We start from the raw sequence: 18011 nt of genomic DNA, 5'->3' as shown, positions 1-18011 counted from the left end.
TTACACCTGCATTTCGTCGGTGTTGATACAGTCTGCCCGCCGATCCGCCGGTCCAGACCGAAACAGATCACCCCTATTCTGCTCGCATCAGATTCTGAAGGAGTAGAGAATGCGCGGCGCGGATATTTTGGTACAAATGCTGATTGGCTACGGCGTTGAGACGATTTTCGGGGTGCCGGGCGATACCAATGTGCCACTCTATGAAGCACTGCAGCAGCGAGAAGGTGAAATCCGCCATGTCATGGCCCGAGACGAACGCTCGGCTGGGTATATGGCCGATGCTTATGGTCGCTTTTCCAATAAGCCGGGGATTTTTGAATGTCCGTCGGGCGCAGGCGCCATGTATTCGCTGCCACCCGTTGCTGAATCAAACGGCTCGTCCATCCCTGTCATCCTGCTGACTATCGACATTCCGCTGCCGGGCGAAGGGCGAGGTGTTTTGACCGAGCTTGATTGTGCCAAACTCTTTGAGCCAGTGACGAAACTTTCCGTACAGGTAAAATCAGCCGACAAGCTGCCCGAAATCATTCGTCGCGCGTTTCGCGTTGCCTGCTCTGGCAAACCGGGTGCGGTGCATCTCCAGATACCCGAGGATATGTTGCTTGCCGAAGTCGATCCGTCACGGACATCGCTGCATGTCGAAGAAGAGTGCAAAACCTTCCCGGCTTTCCCAACGCTTCCGCCCAGGCAAAAACTTCATGAGTTGCTGGAGCTGATTGCCAAGGCCGAGCGTCCATTGATTGTAGCAGGCGGTGGCGTCAACCGCGCCCATGCCGGTGGACTCATCACCCAGCTTGCCGAACGTTACGGCATTCCCATGTGCACGACGATGACAGGGCAGGGCGCGATAGATGACGATCATCGTCTGGCCATTGGTGTGATCGGGGACAACGGTTATCATCCTCATGCAAATTGGGCGCTGGAACATTCTGATTTCACATTGTTTGTCGGCTCCCGCATCGGTTCTGTGGTTACAATCGGCTGGACCTTCCCGAAGATCACACTCAACAGACGCCTCGCGCAGATTGATATCTCGCCCGAAATCATGGCCAATAACTATGAAAACCTGCTCTCCATTCAAGGCGATGCGTTGCTGGTTCTGGATGAATTGTTGCAGATCGAGCTGGCAATTGAGCCTGAGAAACGTGAAGGCTGGATTGAGGAGTTGAATGCGCATCGCCGCGAATTCTGGGAACATGCCGAAGAAGCTCTCAGCGATGAGCGTGTTCCCTTGCGCCCGGAACGTGCCGTGCGTTCGTTTAACGAAGCACTGCGTCAGTCGGGAAAACCGGCACTGATTTATTCAGATGCTGGTACGCCGACACCCTATATGACCCGTTTTCTCAAGATCAACGATAGCGAAACCCGCTTCGCCATTCCCCGCGCTTTCGGGGGCTTGGGTTCAGCTCTACCTGCGACCGTCGGTGCGTGGCGCGCCGACCCCAACAAGCGACCGATTGGATTGTTCGGAGATGGTTCATTCGGCATGACAGTTGGAGAGCTTGAAACATTGGTCCGACTGCAAGTTCCTGCAATTCTTGTTCTTTTCAACAATGGGACTTTCGGCTGGATCAAAGGTCTGCACCGTCTCAAAGGGCACAATCAATGTTTCGGCGTGGATTTTCTTGCGCCAAAAGGACAGGCAATTGCTGAAGCTTATGGACTGAAAGCCTGGACTGCCAAGACGGCTCATCAGCTCGACGCTGCGATGGCGGAAGCGTTTGCTTGGAAAGACGGGCCCTGCTTTATCGATGTCCATGTTGAATCGATTGCCGACCGTGTGCCGCCGGTCTATTCGTGGCTTTTAAAACGCGGCGAAGACCCGCTCAATCTCAAGCCTGTTGAGCGTTCTTACGCCTGAACCTGCGACGCCGCAGACAGAGAATGTCTGTGGCGTTTTGCTTCTGCAATAAACCCATCGCGGAACAGGCGCACATTTTTCGATCCCTGACGCGCCTGCGCTGCACAGAGAAAATAGCTTTCTCCCGATGTTTGCACGCGATCAAGTGCAAGCTTGAGTTTTCCGGAGCGCAACTCCTCCAGTACGAAAATTCTGGGCGCGATGGCGAGCCCCATACCTGCCACGGCACACTCGATAATAACGTCATGCGTCGGTAGACGCGGACCAAAAATACGCTTGTTGTAATGGATACCCGCACCGCGCAGCCAGTGCAGCCAAAGGCTTGGCCTGTTCGAATTCTGAATCAGCGGAAAATCGAGCAACTCGACATCTCCGGCCAGGCCTTTTTCGGGTACAACATCCGGTGAACCTATCACCACAAGTTCTTCCGGGAAAAGCAGATGGCTTCGGACATTGGCCCAATTGCCGATGCCACGCAGTACTGCCAGATCGAGATCAGACTTGCTCCAGTCAAGATCATGGGAGCAGGGAAACACTTCAAACCATATTTGCGGATGTGTTCTGGCGACGGTGCTGATTATGCCCGGCGCCCATTTCCGCATCAGTGTTGGCGGCAGCCCGATCTTGAGCAGGCTTTGCGTTTTATAGCCGCGTACCGCATCCATCGACACTTCTTCGAGCTTTGCAAGAATGCGCGAGACTTCATCGTAATAGCTCTGCCCTTCTTCTGTCAGAACCAGACGCGGACCCGCACGCTCAAACAGTTTAAGCCCAAGAAAAGATTCAAGATTCTGAATCTGGCGGCTAACACCGCTTTGCGTCATGCCGAGATTTTCGGATGCACGTGTGAAGCTCAGATAACGCACGGAAGCATCAAACGCATGGAGTGCTGAAAGCGAGGGAAGAAAGCGGCGCATCGGGTTTCCTTCAGATTTAATCATGATTTTAAGTCATGCATAATCCAATTTTCAATGCTTTTATTTGATGAGAAAGCGCCGCATTCTCATTGAAAAATAAACATAAGGGAACACGATGGACTACGGTGATAGTATCGACCGAAATCTGGTCAGTATCCTGGAAGAAAACGCGCGCCTGCCAGCAAGCGAGCTGGCACGGCGGGTAGGCCTTGCCCGGTCGAGCGTTCAGGAACGCATCGGTCGCCTTGAGCGACGCGGCGTTATATTGGGCTATCGCGCCATCGTCCGTCGTACAAAGAACGACAACAGCATTTCCGCCTATCTGTTCATCACCGCCTCGCAGCGCATTGTTCAGCGTCTGTTTGCAACATTGCGCGCTTATCCGGAAATCTTGACTGCTGATGCCATCAGCGGACCCGCGAACATATTATGCCGGGTTCATGTCGGTTTTCTTGAGGATCTGGAGGCTTTGATTGAAGAGCTGGCGCAGATCGAAGGGATCGAAAACGTCAGCTACTCGGTGGTACTTTCCAATAAATTCAATAGAGAAAGCAGCCTGGCGCATTCCAGCGCGCAGTAATGCTCGGTTCAAAAAGAGCGAGTTTATCCAGACAACGCTTTTGGGTGGCACAGCGGTCATGCTTGCGCCTGGACTTTCCTGGGCTGTTGACGGCGGTGCTACGCTGAAAGCCATCAAGGATCGTGGTGCGTTGCGCATCGGCGTGTTTAATGGCACCGCTCCATATTATCAAAAGGACCTTGCGACGGGAGAATGGGCAGGCTTTTGCGTTTCCATGGGTAAAGACCTTGCGGAATATATCGGCGTGCCGCTGGAAATGGTCGAAACCACCTGGGGTAATTCCGTCATGGACCTTCAGGGCGGCAAGATCGACATCATGTTCGCATTGAGCAACAATCCTGAGCGTGCCAAGGCTGTCGATTTCACCGAAGCGATGATGGATAACGTCTTCACCATCATCACGAGCAAGGATCGTGAGATCAAGAACTGGGAAGAGCTGAACAAACCGGAAATCCGTGTAACGGTTGATCTTGGATCAACACAGGATCTCTTCGCGCGCAAGACATTACCGAATTGCACACTCGTTGCGCTCAAAGGTGCAGATGAAACGATCATAGCGCTGCAGTCGGGCCGAGCTGACGCAATCGTGCAGGTTGCGCTTATGTCGGTTGTTACCACGCACAAGCTTGGCAGCAAATACAAGGTCTTCGTTCCTGAGCCGCAAGATAGCCAGCCCACCACAATCGGCGTGCGCAAGGATGCAAATGGCGAATTCCGCGACTACGTCGATGTCTGGCTTAAAAAGCGTCGTGAAGACGGCAAGGTCAATGAATGGATCGTCAGCAGCCTTTCGCTAGTCGGCGTGCAGCCATCAGACTTGCCGCCTACTTTGAAGTTCTGACGCGCCAACCATCATGCAGCATCAGCAAGGATCACTCGGTGTCATCATGCTTGACACCGGCTTTCCGCGTCCGCCCGGAGATGTCGGCAACCCGGCTTCATGGGAGATGCCGGTAAGGTACAAGAAGGTAAGCGGAGCATCGCCCGACAAGATCATTCGTCAGGGTGGTGCGGGGTTGATCGAAGATTTTGTCATTGCTGGAGAGGCTCTGGTTGCTGAAGGATGCAAGGCGCTCGTTACCTCTTGCGGCTTCATGGCACGTCACCAGAGCACTTTAAGCGAAAAACTGTCGGTGCCAATTGCGACCTCCAGCCTGCTTCAGTTGCCGATGGTCAGCACATTGGTTGGCCCGCGGCGCACGGTGGGAGTAATCACCTATGATGAAGCGAGCCTTGACGATGCAATCTTCGCCGCTTGTGGTGCCAGCATCGGCACGCCAAGAATTGGCATGCCAGGCGGTGGTGCTTTTCGCGAGTTGATTGAAGGTAGCGGAACTTATGATCGCTCGGCTCTCGAAACTGAAATCACAAAGGCCGCACAAGAGCTGAAGTTGCGCGAACCTGATCTTGGTGCCGTTGTTCTCGAGTGCACAAACATGCCGCCATTTGCACAATCAGTCGCAAAAGCATGTGGCTTACCGGTGTTCGATGTCCTGTCGCTGGGGCATTGGCTGTTCAGCTCAACGTCTTCCCGTGCGTTCGCTGGGATGTCAGAAAGAGTGAATTAATGGACTATCAATGGGACTTTTCCGGGCTTTGGCAGTATCGGGGATTATTCCTCCAGGGCCTGACCTATACAGTCGGCTTTACAATTATAACCGTCCTCTCGGGCATATTCGTTGGAACAGTCTTTGCTCTTGGCAGGCTTTCCGGCAACAAAATCATCACTGTACCCATTATGACGGTTGTTGAGGTATTTCGCTGTACGCCGGTGCTTGTGCAGTTGGTCTGGTGCTACTACGCCCTTCCAATGTTGATTGGTTTTGAAATTTCGCCTGCCATGGCGGCTTTCATCACGCTTACCTTTTATGGTGCTGCATTTTATGCGGAAATTATTCGTGGTGGCATTGTTTCCATTGATGCGGGCCAATGGGATGCAGGGCGTGCAATCGGTATGCGCCGCGGCCAGCTCATGGGCAAGATCATCTTGCCGCAAGCACTTCGCCGCATGGTACCGCCGCTGGTCAACCAGTCCGTGCTTCAGCTGAAGAACACATCGCTTTTGTCGGTGCTTGCTGTGCCTGATCTTCTTTATCAGGGCCAGCTTGTTACTTCGGCTACCTATCGGCCGCTTGAAACCTACACCCTGATTGCAGTGCTTTATCTCGCAGTTCTCTTCCCTCTGACACGGCTCGCCCATGGGCTGGAAGGCAGGCTGAAATGATGAGCCGAGTGAAGCAAGCAAGCCTTGTGGAGATAAGCCATGAATGCTGAACCGATGATCGAAGTGCGTGGGCTGAAAAAGTCTTTCGGCGACATCGAGGTGCTGCGCAATATCAGCCTCACGGTCAAACGCGGGCAGGTGGTTGCGCTCATCGGACCGAGCGGGTCCGGCAAATCGACATTGCTGCGCAGTCTCAATCTGCTTTCGCTGCCAGATGCGGGTTACATCGCAATTGGTGAGCAGAAGATTGATTTCTCATCTGGGAACGTGTCACTCAAAGACAAATACCTCGCGGCATTCCGTGCCAATACCGGGATGGTGTTCCAGAACTTCAATCTGTTTCCGCATATGAGCGTTCTCGATAACGTCATGATCGGGCCAGTCACTGTTCTCAAACAAGACAAAAAGGCTGCTCGCGAACTGGCCATGGAACTCTTGGAAAAGGTCGGCCTTGCCGCCCGTGCGGACGCCAGACCAGAACAGCTCTCAGGCGGTCAGAAACAGCGTGTGGCGATTGCAAGGGCGCTCGCCATGCGCCCCGATGTGATGCTGTTTGATGAGGCAACATCGGCTCTCGATCCGGCGCTGGTCGGTGAAGTTCTCGCGGTCATCCGACAACTGGCCGAGCAGGGCATGACGATGATCCTGGTGACCCATGAAATGGCTTTTGCTCGTGATGTCGCTGATAAGGTCATCTTCATGCAGGACGGTTACGTCGTTGAAACCGGCGATGCGCGTCAGGTGATCAATGAGCCGCATGAAGCCGCAACCCGAGAGTTTTTGAGCCATTTCCACGGCGGTCTCTCATAAATGCAAGCGCAGAACGGATAAATGTCATGACAGGCAAAGTTATTGTCGTCGGGGCTGGCATTATCGGCTCCACCACCGCTTTGCGGCTCGCTGAAGCCGGTTTGAAAGTAACACTGTGCGACGGCTCAGAACCGGGCGGCGAGCAAAGTGCAAGCTACGGAAACGGTGGTTGGATCAGTCCCGCCTCGATCATTCCCATGAGCATGCCCGGCCTGTGGCGACAGGTCCCTGGATTTCTGCTTGATCGCAACGGGCCACTTACCCTTGACTGGAAATCGGTTCCAAGGCTGACACCATGGCTCACGCGTTTCCTGCTCGCAGGGGCCACAAAATCGCGGGTGACAAAAATTGCGACCAAGCTCAACTGGCTGCTTAATGATGGACCGAAACGCCATCTCGAGCTGGCCAGCAAGACTGGGCAGGAACACCTCATCGTGCAGAAGGGCTTACTTTACGTCTACCCTGATCGTGCAGCCTTTGAAGCTGAAGCGCTTAGCTGGCAGCTGCGCCGTGATAACGGCGTTCAGTTCGACGAATGGCAGGAAGCAGAACTGCGTGAACGTATTCCGGCGCTTGGAGGCAATTTTCGCTTTGCCATTCATGTGCGCGAAGGCGCCCATTGTCTGGACACTGGAACCTATGTTGCGGGTATCGCCACACAGGCGGAAAAAATGGGCGTTCGTCGGATCCGCAAGAATGTCGTCAGGGTGCTTACCGGTGTTTCGCCGCGTGTCGTCTTCGAGAACAATGAGAGTATTGCCGCCGATCATATCGTGCTTGCGGCAGGCATTCATTCCGGGCGCATCATGCGTGATCTCGGCTTGTATGTGCCGATGCAAAGCGAGCGCGGTTATCATGTAACCTTGCCGATGGCCGAACTTCCCTTTGACATCCCGATCATGCCGAGTACCGGGCGTATGGGAAATACACCGACCAATATGGGTTTGCGTCTATCCGGTCAGGTGGAGCTGGCAACGGTGGAGAAAGCGCCCGACTGGCGACGCTCGGAGGTGCTGCTCAAACACGCATTGGCGAGTTATCCCAATCTGGCAAAACAGGATCTGCAGAATCTCAAGCTTTGGATGGGGCATCGCCCATCGCCCGCAGATGGCGTTCCCGTGATAGGGAAACTCACGCAGCATCGGGGAGTCGTTGCCGCCTTCGGTCACGGTCATATAGGGATCGCTGCAGCCCCCAAAACCGCCGAGATCGTTCTCGACGCAATCAACAACGTAACCCCGTCAGACAGTGTTCGCGCCTTCTCGCCCGCGCGCTTCGGCTGTTAATTATCCCGAACTTGAAGGAATGAAACTATGATGCTCAAAGGTGGCTACACCAATTATGGCCAGCAGATAGGTGTGCTGATGCTGGACACGATTTTCCCTCGTCCTGCTGGGGATATCGGCAATGCGCTGTCCTATGATTTTCCTGTGCGTTACAAGACAGTAAAAGGTGCGCATGCCACACGCATCATGGGCAACAATCCTGATCCAAAACTGATTGAACCATTCATCGATGCGGCACGCGAACTTGAAGCGGAGGGCGTACGCGCCATTACCACAAGCTGTGGTTTTTTGGGGCCGTTCCAGAAAGATATTGCCGCAGAGGTCAACATTCCGGTGTTCACGTCATCACTGATGCAGGCGCCGATTATTCACGCCATGCTGCCACCTGGCAAAGTCATAGGTGTCTTCACTGAGCGAGCGCATCACATGAATGATGCACATTTCAAAGGCGTTGGCTGGTCTTCCGATGTGATCCCCGTGCAGGTGCAGGGAATGAAGCAGAATGCCGAGTTTCCGCAGACCTATATTGAAGGTCGCGATTATCTAGACACGGAAGTGCTGAAGGAAGAGATGCTGGAGATGACCCGGGAATTCATGGCGAGCTGTGAAAATCCGGGCGCTATTCTGTTTGAATGCACCAATATGTGCCCGTTTTCATCTTATGTTGCAGCGGAATCCGGTTTGCCAGTGTTTGATATCAACACGCTGATCAACACGTTCTATCTCGCAGCCAATCCACGTCGTTACATCTAAAATTCTTTTGAACTCTGATTGCAGCGGCAATGTATTTTAGCCGCTGCGAATGCTCCAAAACCATTTTCATAGCATCTAACGGGTTGGGCAGACTTGAAGCAGACCGTTTCAACATACTCCACCACCACAGAATAAATTTGCCTCAATGCGGCAGATTTCAGTTACCTGATCTTTGAGATTTCGTCCCGAAGCCGAGAAACTATTCGGGGCCGGTCCATATTCGTGCGCGTTGCGCGGAAGGGCCGCCCCAATGCGATGCTCAGCGAAAGTGGATGTGCCGATGCCCTATCAGTTAAGCCTTCTCGACAAGAGCCCGGTAGCACAGGCTGGTAGTGCGGAAACCGCTCTTGCAAATACCGTTTCTTATGCTCAGGCTGCCGAACAGGCGGGCTACAAGCGGTTCTGGGTCGCAGAGCATCATCATGCAGATGAACTGGCTGGACCTTCGCCCGAGGTGCTTGTTTCTTATCTTCTGGCATCGACAAAGCGGATCAGAATTGGTTCTGGCGGAGTGATGCTGCAGCATTACAGCCCTTACAAAGTTGCCGAAAACTTCAACCTTCTGGCGGCACTTGGGCGCGGGCGCGTTGATCTCGGTGTGGGCAAGGCTCCGGGCGGGCTTCCATTATCAACCAAGGCCTTGCAGCAGGAAACAGGCAGCGAAAAGCGGCTCGATTTCAACAGCAAGCTTGAACTGCTCAGCGCATTTCTCGGCGGTGACAAAATCGCATCGGGTCGGTTTGAAGGACTGGCCGCAACTCCCAAACCACAGGTATCTGCGGAAAAATTTGTGCTTGGCGCAAGCCCAGAGAGCGCGTTGCTCGCCGCACATTCCGGCTGGGACTTTGTCTATGCCGGTCATTTGAATGGCGATACTGCCAATCTGCAGAAGACGTTCGACGCCTATCGCAATGTGACTGGAAAAGTGCCTGTGCTGGCGCTTGGTGCGGTCGTTGCCGAAAGCCAAGACGCGGTTGATGCTGCGGTCTCGAAAATTAAAATCTTCAAGGTACATCTCGCCTCCGGACAATCAGTTTCAGTTGGTACACAGGAGGCAGCCGCCGAATTTGCGCGGCAGGCTGGAGAGACTGATTACCGGGTTGAAGAAAAGCACCCAAATGTGCTCGCGGGCTCAGCAAAGCAGGTGAAGCAAAAGCTCGATGAGCTGCACGAGCAATATGGGGTGACGGAGTTTGTGCTCGAGTTCCCGGCCGTTTCACATGAGCAAAGATTAGCTGCCATCGAAAGCCTCGCAGGCGAACGTCTGGCTATTGCCGCCTGATCCAAAGCCATTGGCTATAGGGAGTACATCAAATGAGTTCCAAGCAGATTAGATTCGGTGTGATGCTGCAGGGTGCAGGCGGACACATGAATGCCTGGAAACATCCGTCCGGGCCGGCAGATGCCAGCGTGAACCTTCAGTTTTTCATTAATACAGCACGCAAGTCCGAAGAAGCTGGCATCAGCTTCGCCTTCATCGCAGACGGGCTCTACATCAACGAAATTTCCATTCCGCATTTTCTCAATCGCTTTGAGCCTTTGACCGTCCTTTCGGCGCTCGCAGCGAACACGAAGCGCATTGGCCTCGCAGGCACGGTTTCGACGTCCTATAGCGATCCGTTTACAGTCGCACGACAGTTCGCATCGCTTGATCTCATCTCAGGCGGGCGTGCGGGCTGGAACGTGGTGACATCGCCGCTCGAAGGGTCAGGCCGTAACTATGGTAAGCCACATCCCGAGCACGCTCTGCGTTATGAAATCGCCGATGAATATCTTGACGTGACCAAAGGTCTTTGGGATTCATGGGATGAAGACGCCTTCGTTCGCGATCGTGAAAGCGGACAGTTTTACAAACCCGAAGGTTTCCATAGGCTCGATCACAAGGGGCGCTTCTTCTCGGTTGAAGGGCCGCTCAATATCCAGCGCTCACCTCAGGGCCAGCCTGTTATCTTTCAGGCCGGTGCTTCCGAAGCGGGTGTCGGACTTGCGGGCAAACATGCCGACGCCGTCTTCACCAATGCGGGCACCATCAAGGACAGCCAGACATTCTATGCGCAGATCAAAGCTAGTGCGGTTGCCCATGGGCGTTCGCACGACGATGTCGGCATTTATCCGGGGATCGGCCCCATCGTTGGACGAACCGAAGCTGAAGCCGAAGAGAAATATCAGGCGATCCGCAATCTCGTAAGCATCAACGAAGCGCTGTCCTATCTTGGACGTTTCTTCGACCATCATGATTTCACCGCCTATGATCTCGATGCGCCTTTCCCTGATCTTGGTGACGTCGGCAAGAACAGCTTCCGTTCGACAACCGACCGCATCAAGCGCGACGCGACTGCAAACAAGCTCAGTCTGCGTGAAGTGGCTTTGAATGTGGCGACACCACGCACGTCCTTCATTGGCACGGCAGAGAAGATTGCCGACGAAATCGTTCTCTGGAAAGAGCAGAAAGCTGCTGACGGTTTCATCCTTGGCTTCCCGGTGATTGCCGAAGGGCTGGATGATTTCATTGCCCATGTTCTGCCAATTCTGGAAGAGCGAGGATATCATGAAGGCAGCCTGAAACACGATACGCTGCGCGGAAATTTGGGGTTGGACCATCCGAAGAGCCGTTATGCGAAGCCAGTTGAAAACAATGATACGGGAAGTCGCCGAAGGGGTGCGGCGTGAATAGTCAGCGGTCGCCAGACGTAAACCGAAAACTTGAAATCGAGGCAGGTCTTGCCTCGTTTATCGACGAGTTTATCGCTTTGCGTCGCGACATTCATACCCATCCGGAACTTGCGTTCAAGGAAACCCGGACGTCTGCTCTGGTGGCAGATTATCTCAACCAATGGGGCTATGACGTTACAATCAGCGTTGGTGGCTCTGGCGTGGTTGGCACATTGAAGCGTGGCAACTCGAACAAGACCATTGGCATCAGGGCGGACATGGACGCCCTGCCGATAATTGAAGCGACTGGCCTTGATTACGCAAGCAGCAATTCCGGTGTGATGCACGCCTGTGGTCATGACGGACATACGACCGTTTTGCTGGCAGCGGCTCGCTATCTCGCCCAATCCGGTCGCTTTTCCGGCACGGTGCATCTCATTTTCCAGCCAGCTGAGGAGATCGGCGCAGGCGCTCGACGCATGATCGAAGACGGCCTCTTTGAGCGCTTTCCGTGCGACGCCGTTTACGGGCTGCATAACTGGCCTGGTGTCCCCGCAGGAAAGTTCGGCTTTGTCTCGGGCCCGGCAATGGCATCGGTGGACCGGGCAAGAATTCGCGTGAATGGGCGTGGCGGTCATGGTGCTGAACCGCACAAATCGGTTGATCCGGTTGTGGTTGCCTCATCCATTGTCTTGGCCCTGCAAACGGTGGTCGCGCGCAATCTTGATCCGCTTGACATGGGTGTAGTGACGGTGGCCTCCATTCATGGCGGCGATGCGTTGAATGTCATTCCGGCGCATGTCGACCTTGGCATTACCATCCGCTCGTTTTCGCAAACTGTGCGTGAAGAGTTGCGGCGGCGGATTGAAGCTGTCGCGCGTTCACAGGCAGAAAGCTTTGGTGCTGTTGCTGATGTCAATTATCAGTGGGGATTTCCTGCCCTGATCAACGCAAAAGCCGAGACGGAATTTGCGCGACAGGTCGCGCTTGGCACATTCCCCACTGGCACAGTTATCGAAGATTTCCGTCCGCGCACGGCAAGCGAGGATTTTGCCTTCATGCTCGAACAGAAGCCGGGAACGTATTTCTTTGTCGGCAATGGCGACAGCGCGGGCCTGCATAACCCAAATTATAATTTCAACGATGAAATCCTGCTTCCGGCCGCGCTGTTTTGGGTTCGGTTGACCGAAGCCTCGCTGATCTGAGATTGCACGATTTCTTCAATATGGATGGCCATCATGGCGGATGAATTTCTCTATACTTCAACGACCGATATTCGTGCAGTGCCGCTGATCGAGGCGCTGACAATCGAGTATGACACGCGTTACGGCACCTATTTCAATGAAGAGGGTGCAGCAGCCGAAATGAACAAATACCCGCCGGAAGCCTTTGCGCCTCCGCACGGCAATTTCCTGCTGTTGCTCCGTGATGGCCAGACAGTCGGTGGTGGTGCATTCATGCGCTATGACGATGTGACGGCCGAATTCAAGCGCATCTGGACGCATAGCGATCTGCGCAGGCAAGGTCTTGCTAAAAAGGTGCTTGAAGAGCTGGAAGCGCAGGCACACCGTCAGGGTTACAAGCGCGTTTATCTGACCACTGGTTTTCGGCAGCCAGAAGCTAAAGAACTGTACTTAAGAAACGGATACACAGCACTTTTTGATGTCGCGGCCGACCCGGAGGTTTACGGGACTTTGCCTTTCGAGAAAAATATCGAAAACATCAGACAAGTTGATTTTAATCCTTCCGATGCGACTGCAAAGCAGGCGGCATTTGGTTAAGTAAATGCTTGGGTGTCAGGGTGGGGGTTATGGAAAAAACATCCACTGTAGCCTGTTTAAATAGACTTATTTGTTTTGAAACTGGACGCCTCATCTCCGAAAATCAGGTCGAGTGACTTCCATGACGGATACGTCTGCAGTGAGTCATAAGTTAAATGGCAATTCGGAGCAGCGTTGATCATGGCTATTGCTACAGATTTTGCGGGTACGGACAGGGAGGCAGGTTCTCGCGTAAGTCCCGGCGATTTCAAACATTATCGCATCGTTCCGGCACGTTATCCGGCCCGCGTCGTTGGCACGATCCTGGCCGCAGGCTTGATTGTCGCCGTGATGCAATCGGTTCTGACCAACCCCAAATGGGGTTGGCCGGTCTTTGCAGAATGGTTCTTATCAGAGCCTGTTCTTGTCGGTTTGATGCGAACGCTGTGGCTGACAGCGCTTGCAACCGTGCTGGGATTCGCATTGGGAACCGCACTCGCGCTTGCTCGCGTTTCACGCTCGCCGCTGCTGTCCGGTCTTTCCTGGGCCTATATCTGGCTGCTGCGATCCATTCCATTGATCGTCCTGCTTCTGGTTCTGAACAATCTCGGATATCTATATGAAACTGTTAGACTTGGTGTCCCTTACACTGATCTAACTTTTGCCGAATATCCAACCGTCCAGATCCTGAGTCCGTTCGCTGCTGCCCTTTTGGGCCTGAGTCTCAATCAGGCTGCGTTCTCTTCCGAAATCATCCGTGGCGGCATTCTGTCTGTCGATCAGGGTCAGCTAGAAGCTGCCGCCGCTCTCGGCTTGCCACGACGCAGACAAGCCTTCCGCATCGTGCTTCCGCAAGCCATGCGTACGATCCTTCCAACGGGCTTCAACGAGATCATTGGTCTCGCTAAAGGCACATCGATGGTCTACGTGCTTGCGCTGCCGGAACTCTTCTACACTGTGCAGGTCATCTATCGCCGCAACCTCGAAGTCATTCCCCTGCTGATGGTCGCAACCGTCTGGTATCTGATCATCATGACGGTGCTGTCGATCGCGCAATATTACATCGAACGCCATTTCTCGCGCGGTGCATTACGCAATCCGCCGCCAGCTATTCTGACACGACTTTTCGCTCGTTTCGTTCCAGCAAAGAGTCCCGTATCGAGCAAAGCGGAGAATGTTGCATCGAACGAACAGGATGCCCGGATTACCGAAACACTTGCTGTCAGCGGGTTCACCGGCACGCGACGCGGTGCGGTGGATATTCATGGGGTATCGAAGAGCTTTGGCAACAATCTCGTTCTCGACAATGTCAGTCTGCACATCAAGCCCGGTAGTGTGACTGCAATCCTAGGTCCATCGGGTTCGGGCAAGTCGACATTGCTGCGATCCATCAATCATCTGGAGCGCGTGGATGATGGCTTTATCTCGATTGATGACGAACTGTTGGGCTATCGCCAGAGCGGCAACACGCTCTACGAGTTAAAAGAAAAAGACATTCTGAAAAAGCGCGTCGATGTCGGCATGGTGTTTCAGAACTTCAATCTCTTCCCGCATCTGACGGTGCTGGAAAACATCATTGAAGCACCGATGATTGTCCGTGGACTGAGCCGCGATACTGCGACCGTGATTGCAAAACGCCTGCTTGCCCGCGTTGGTCTCAGCGAAAAAATCAATGCCTATCCGCGCCAGCTTTCCGGCGGTCAGCAACAGCGTGTCGCCATCGCCCGCACATTGGCACTCAATCCAAAAGTCATCCTGTTCGACGAGCCAACCTCGGCGCTCGACCCGGAACTGGTTGGTGAAGTGCTGGATGTCATCAAGGAGCTTGCACGCTCTGGCACCACGCTTGTCATCGTAACCCATGAGATCGGCTTTGCCCGTGAAGTGGCGGATACGGTGGTGTTCATGGAAGAGGGCCGTATCCTCGAAACCGGCAGGCCAGAGCAGCTTTTCAATGCGGCAACGCATCCCCGAACCCGGGAGTTTCTTGCAAAAGTCCTCTGACGCCAGAACGCCCGTTGTTTTTAAGCGCATCCCGAAAACGGGTTCCCACTTTTCGGGATGCGCTCAGGATCCAAACCACAACTCCCGACACTTACGATTGCCCTGACGGGGCAGTCGACGGGGATTGTTTGTCCAAAATTCAGATTATTCTCAGGAGTCATTCAATGAAATCAGTCAACTACAAGAGCGCAGTATTGGGCAGCTTTCTGGCAGCAGCAACGCTGTTCAGCGCGCCAGGCTTTTCCGCAGAGCTTGATTTTAGCCCGGAGCAGCCAAACCGTTTGCGCACGGAAAAGAGCGAAGCCGTCGTCAATGCCGTTCCCAAGGATTTCAAGTTTGTGCAGGACGGCAAGTTCGTCGTCGGCATTAATCCCTGGGTGCCTCCGATCAGCACTTATGCAACGGATGCAAAGACTGTCGTGGCTTTCGATCCCGATCTTATTCAGCTGGTTTCCGATACATTGGGTCGCGAGCTTGTGCTGGTGCCAATCGCCTGGGCGGATTGGCCGCTTTCGCTTCAATCTGGCAAGTTCGATGCGGTTATTTCAAATGTGACCGTAACTGAAGAGCGCAAGGAAAAGTTCGACTTTTCAACGTATCGCAAGGATGAGCTTGGCTTTTATGTGAAGGCCGACAGTCCGATCACGTCGCTGAAAGAGCCGAAGGACATTGCGGGGCTCAAAATCATCACCGATCCAGGCACCAATCAGGAAAACATCCTTGTGCAATGGGACAAGCAGAACGTCGAAGCGGGCCTGAAGCCTGTAGAAATTCAGTATTACGACGATGATGCCGTCAAGAGCCTAGCGATTGATTCCGGTCGTGCGGATGCGGTTTTCAGCGTCAATGCAGTGCAGGCCTATGCTGCATCGCAGCACGGCAAAACCAAGCTTGTGGGAACGGTAAGCGGCGGCTGGCCGCAGACGGCCGAGGTGGCAATCACCACACGCAAAGGCAGCGGTCTGGCCGATACGCTAACGCTCTCGCTCAATGAACTCATCAAGAACGGCAAATATCATCAGGTGCTTGAGCGTTGGAGCCTGAGTTCAGAAGCCGTTGATGAGGCCAAAACCAACCCTGCCGGATTGCCGAAAAGCGGGTCGTGAGATCCGCTCGTAACGGGGTAAAATCTAAAGAAATCAGGTCATTACACAGAGTTTTACACTCAAGGAGATGGGAATATGGCTTATATCAGAAAAGCGGGATACTTCACTGCGGGCCTGATTTCAGGGGCTTTGCTGATGACCAATGCTGCATGGAGTGAGGGCAGATTTGATCTCAGTCCAGAACAGCCAAACCGTTTGCGGGTTGAAAAAATCGATAAGCGTATCGATGAGGTCAAGGACTTCGAATTCGTCAAAGACGGTGTTCTGACCATTGGCATCAGCACCAGCGGGCATCTGCCGCTGCACGACTATGCGTCAGATTCCAAGACTGTCATCGGCTACGATGTCGATCTGGCACAGATCATTGCCGATAGTCTCGGCCGCGATCTCGAACTGGTTTCGGTTGCCTGGGCCGATTGGCCTCTTGGGCTTGCTTCTGGCAAATTCGATGCCGTGATTTCCAATGTCACAGTGACGGAAGAGCGGAAAGAAAAGTTTGATTTCTCCACCTATCGCAAGGATGAGCTTGGCTTTTACGTCAAGGCTGACAGCGCGATCAAGGAGCTGAAACAGCCCAAGGATATTGAAGGCCTCAAGATCATCACCGATGCAGGCACCAATCAGGAAAAGGTGCTGCTGGAGTGGGATCGTCAGAATGTTGCAGCCGGTCTGAAACCGATTGAGGTGCAATATTACGACGATGACGCGGTCAAGGATCTCGCCATTCAAAGTGGCCGTGCCGATGCGGTGTTCAGCGTGAACGCGACGCAGGCCTATTCCGCTGGCATCAATGGCAAGACCAAGCTGGTTGGTACGGTGAGTGGCGGCTGGCCGATCACCGCCGAGATTGCGGTCACAACGCGCAAGGGCAGTGGGCTTGCAGCTCCACTGACCAATGTTCTCAACGATCTGATTGCAAGCGGTGCCTATACCAAAGTTCTTGAGACCTGGAACCTTGGACCGGAAGCCATCACCGAAGCCAAGACAAATCCACAGGGCCTGCCGAAAAGCGGTTCGTGAGGGGCTGGGCTGGCACATGAGGGGACGCATATGCCAGCCCGCTCTAGTTTACACAAATGGAGAACGGTTCATGAGAGCAGTCGCTCTGTTAGTTGCTGTATCGGCGTTGGTAGGCGCATCTTCCCTGTCGGCCTTTTCGGAGGATGATTTTGATTTATCACCCGAGCAAGCTGGTCGCATTCATGTGCAGAGAGATGCCAAGGCAATTGGCGCCATCCCCGCAGATTTCAAATTCGTCACGCCGGGCAAGTTGACTGTGGCCGTTGCGCCGGGTGGTCCGCCGCTGGCGGCCTATGCCACAGATGCCAAGACTGTTGTGGGTGCGGATGCAGACTATGCGTCGGCGATTGCCGAAAGCCTGGGGCTTGAACTTGAAAGCGTTCCTGTTGCATGGATCGATTGGCCGCTGGGTCTCGCATCAGCCAAATATGATGCCGTGATATCCAATGTTGGCGTAACGGAAGAGCGCAAGGAAAAGTTCGACTTTTCGACCTATCGGCAAGGCCTGCATGGCTTTTTCGTAAAGGCCGATAGTGGTGTTACCTCCATCAAGGAACCAAAGGATGCTGCAGGCCTCCGCATCATCGTGGGTGCGGGCACCAATCAGGAGCGCATTCTGGTCAAGTGGAGCGAAGAGAATGAGAAGGCGGGTCTGAAACCGCTGGAATTGCAATATTACGATGATGAAGCTGCCAGCCTTTTGGCTCTGCAATCGGGCCGGGCCGATGTTATCGTGCAGCCCCACGCGCAGCTCGTGTTCATCGCCTCTCGCGACAAGAATATCAAACGCGTCGGCACGCTGAGTGCGGGCTGGCCGGATCGCTCGGATGTGGCGATTACAACGCGTAAAGGCAGCGGACTTGCCGATGCATTGACCATTGCCACCAACAGCCTGATTGCGAGCGGATACTATGCCCGCATTCTCGATCGCTGGCATCTGGAGGAAGAAGCCCTCAAACAATCGGAGACCAATCCGCCCGGATTGCCGAAGTTCAAATAACATTTCTACGCGCATCTTATCCGAAAACAAGTTCACAC

General features: G+C 53.9%; 17 protein-coding genes. 16 read left to right on the top strand and 1 reads right to left on the bottom strand.

Features of this window, described 5'->3' with window-relative positions; genetic code table 11:
* The first annotated feature begins 109 nt into the window (after positions 1-109).
* The gene (locus tag QSJ70_RS11520) at positions 110-1861 is read left to right on the top strand and encodes a thiamine pyrophosphate-binding protein (RefSeq protein ID WP_285536527.1); all 1752 of its coding nucleotides are present in this window, start codon (positions 110-112) and stop codon (positions 1859-1861) included.
* Here the strand turns inward: QSJ70_RS11520 and QSJ70_RS11515 are convergent.
* The gene (locus tag QSJ70_RS11515) at positions 1852-2778 is read right to left on the bottom strand and encodes a LysR substrate-binding domain-containing protein (protein WP_215778733.1); all 927 of its coding nucleotides are present in this window, start codon (positions 2776-2778) and stop codon (positions 1852-1854) included. The genes QSJ70_RS11520 and QSJ70_RS11515 overlap by 10 nt on opposite strands.
* A gap of 115 nt (positions 2779-2893) precedes the next feature.
* Between QSJ70_RS11515 and QSJ70_RS11510 the strand changes: the two genes are divergently transcribed.
* The 15 genes from QSJ70_RS11510 to QSJ70_RS11440 all read left to right on the top strand — a co-directional run bounded on the left by QSJ70_RS11510 (position 2894) and on the right by QSJ70_RS11440 (position 17973).
* On the top strand, positions 2894-3358 hold the full coding sequence (locus QSJ70_RS11510) for an Lrp/AsnC family transcriptional regulator (RefSeq protein ID WP_215778735.1): 465 nt from the start codon (positions 2894-2896) through the stop codon (positions 3356-3358).
* Positions 3359-3416: 58 nt separating this feature from the next.
* Entirely contained in the window at positions 3417-4199 is a 783-nt protein-coding gene (locus tag QSJ70_RS11505) for a transporter substrate-binding domain-containing protein (RefSeq protein WP_285536524.1), read from the top strand.
* 13 nt (positions 4200-4212) lie between these two features.
* Complete coding sequence (locus tag QSJ70_RS11500; RefSeq protein WP_285536522.1) at positions 4213-4926, top strand: aspartate/glutamate racemase family protein; 714 nt, start codon at positions 4213-4215, stop codon at positions 4924-4926.
* Positions 4926-5582 (top strand): amino acid ABC transporter permease, encoded by a 657-nt coding sequence (locus QSJ70_RS11495; RefSeq protein ID WP_285536520.1) that lies wholly within the window; start codon positions 4926-4928, stop codon positions 5580-5582. The genes QSJ70_RS11500 and QSJ70_RS11495 overlap by 1 nt, the downstream gene beginning before the upstream one ends.
* Before the next feature lie 39 nt (positions 5583-5621).
* Entirely contained in the window at positions 5622-6392 is a 771-nt protein-coding gene (locus QSJ70_RS11490; protein ID WP_285536518.1) for an amino acid ABC transporter ATP-binding protein, read from the top strand.
* 26 nt (positions 6393-6418) lie between these two features.
* Positions 6419-7678, top strand: coding sequence for an NAD(P)/FAD-dependent oxidoreductase (locus QSJ70_RS11485; RefSeq protein WP_285536516.1), 1260 nt, complete (start codon positions 6419-6421; stop codon positions 7676-7678).
* 27 nt (positions 7679-7705) lie between these two features.
* A complete protein-coding gene (locus QSJ70_RS11480) occupies positions 7706-8431 on the top strand; it encodes an aspartate/glutamate racemase family protein (protein WP_215778742.1) in 726 nt (241 codons plus the stop codon).
* 280 nt (positions 8432-8711) lie between these two features.
* Complete coding sequence (locus tag QSJ70_RS11475; RefSeq protein ID WP_285536513.1) at positions 8712-9713, top strand: MsnO8 family LLM class oxidoreductase; 1002 nt, start codon at positions 8712-8714, stop codon at positions 9711-9713.
* A gap of 32 nt (positions 9714-9745) precedes the next feature.
* Positions 9746-11101 (top strand): LLM class flavin-dependent oxidoreductase, encoded by a 1356-nt coding sequence (locus QSJ70_RS11470; protein ID WP_285536511.1) that lies wholly within the window; start codon positions 9746-9748, stop codon positions 11099-11101.
* The gene (locus tag QSJ70_RS11465) at positions 11098-12288 is read left to right on the top strand and encodes a M20 aminoacylase family protein (RefSeq protein ID WP_285536510.1); all 1191 of its coding nucleotides are present in this window, start codon (positions 11098-11100) and stop codon (positions 12286-12288) included. Before QSJ70_RS11470 ends, QSJ70_RS11465 begins: the two co-directional genes overlap by 4 nt.
* A 24-nt stretch (positions 12289-12312) precedes the next feature.
* Positions 12313-12864, top strand: a complete 552-nt coding sequence (locus QSJ70_RS11460; RefSeq protein ID WP_285536509.1) for a GNAT family N-acetyltransferase — start codon at positions 12313-12315, stop codon at positions 12862-12864.
* Positions 12865-13044: 180 nt separating this feature from the next.
* Entirely contained in the window at positions 13045-14847 is a 1803-nt protein-coding gene (locus QSJ70_RS11455) for an amino acid ABC transporter permease/ATP-binding protein (RefSeq protein ID WP_285536507.1), read from the top strand.
* Between the two features lie 164 nt (positions 14848-15011).
* A complete protein-coding gene (locus tag QSJ70_RS11450) occupies positions 15012-15953 on the top strand; it encodes an ABC transporter substrate-binding protein (RefSeq protein WP_285536505.1) in 942 nt (313 codons plus the stop codon).
* Between the two features lie 135 nt (positions 15954-16088).
* Positions 16089-16973, top strand: a complete 885-nt coding sequence (locus tag QSJ70_RS11445; RefSeq protein WP_502871680.1) for an ABC transporter substrate-binding protein — start codon at positions 16089-16091, stop codon at positions 16971-16973.
* 70 nt (positions 16974-17043) lie between these two features.
* On the top strand, positions 17044-17973 hold the full coding sequence (locus QSJ70_RS11440; protein ID WP_215778756.1) for an ABC transporter substrate-binding protein: 930 nt from the start codon (positions 17044-17046) through the stop codon (positions 17971-17973).
* Positions 17974-18011 lie beyond the last annotated feature (38 nt).

This window comes from Brucella sp. NBRC 12950 (genome assembly GCF_030268145.1).
Taxonomy (GTDB): domain Bacteria; phylum Pseudomonadota; class Alphaproteobacteria; order Rhizobiales; family Rhizobiaceae; genus Brucella.
Note: the sequence above shows the minus strand (reverse complement) of the source record. Positions and strands in the feature narration are given on the sequence as shown.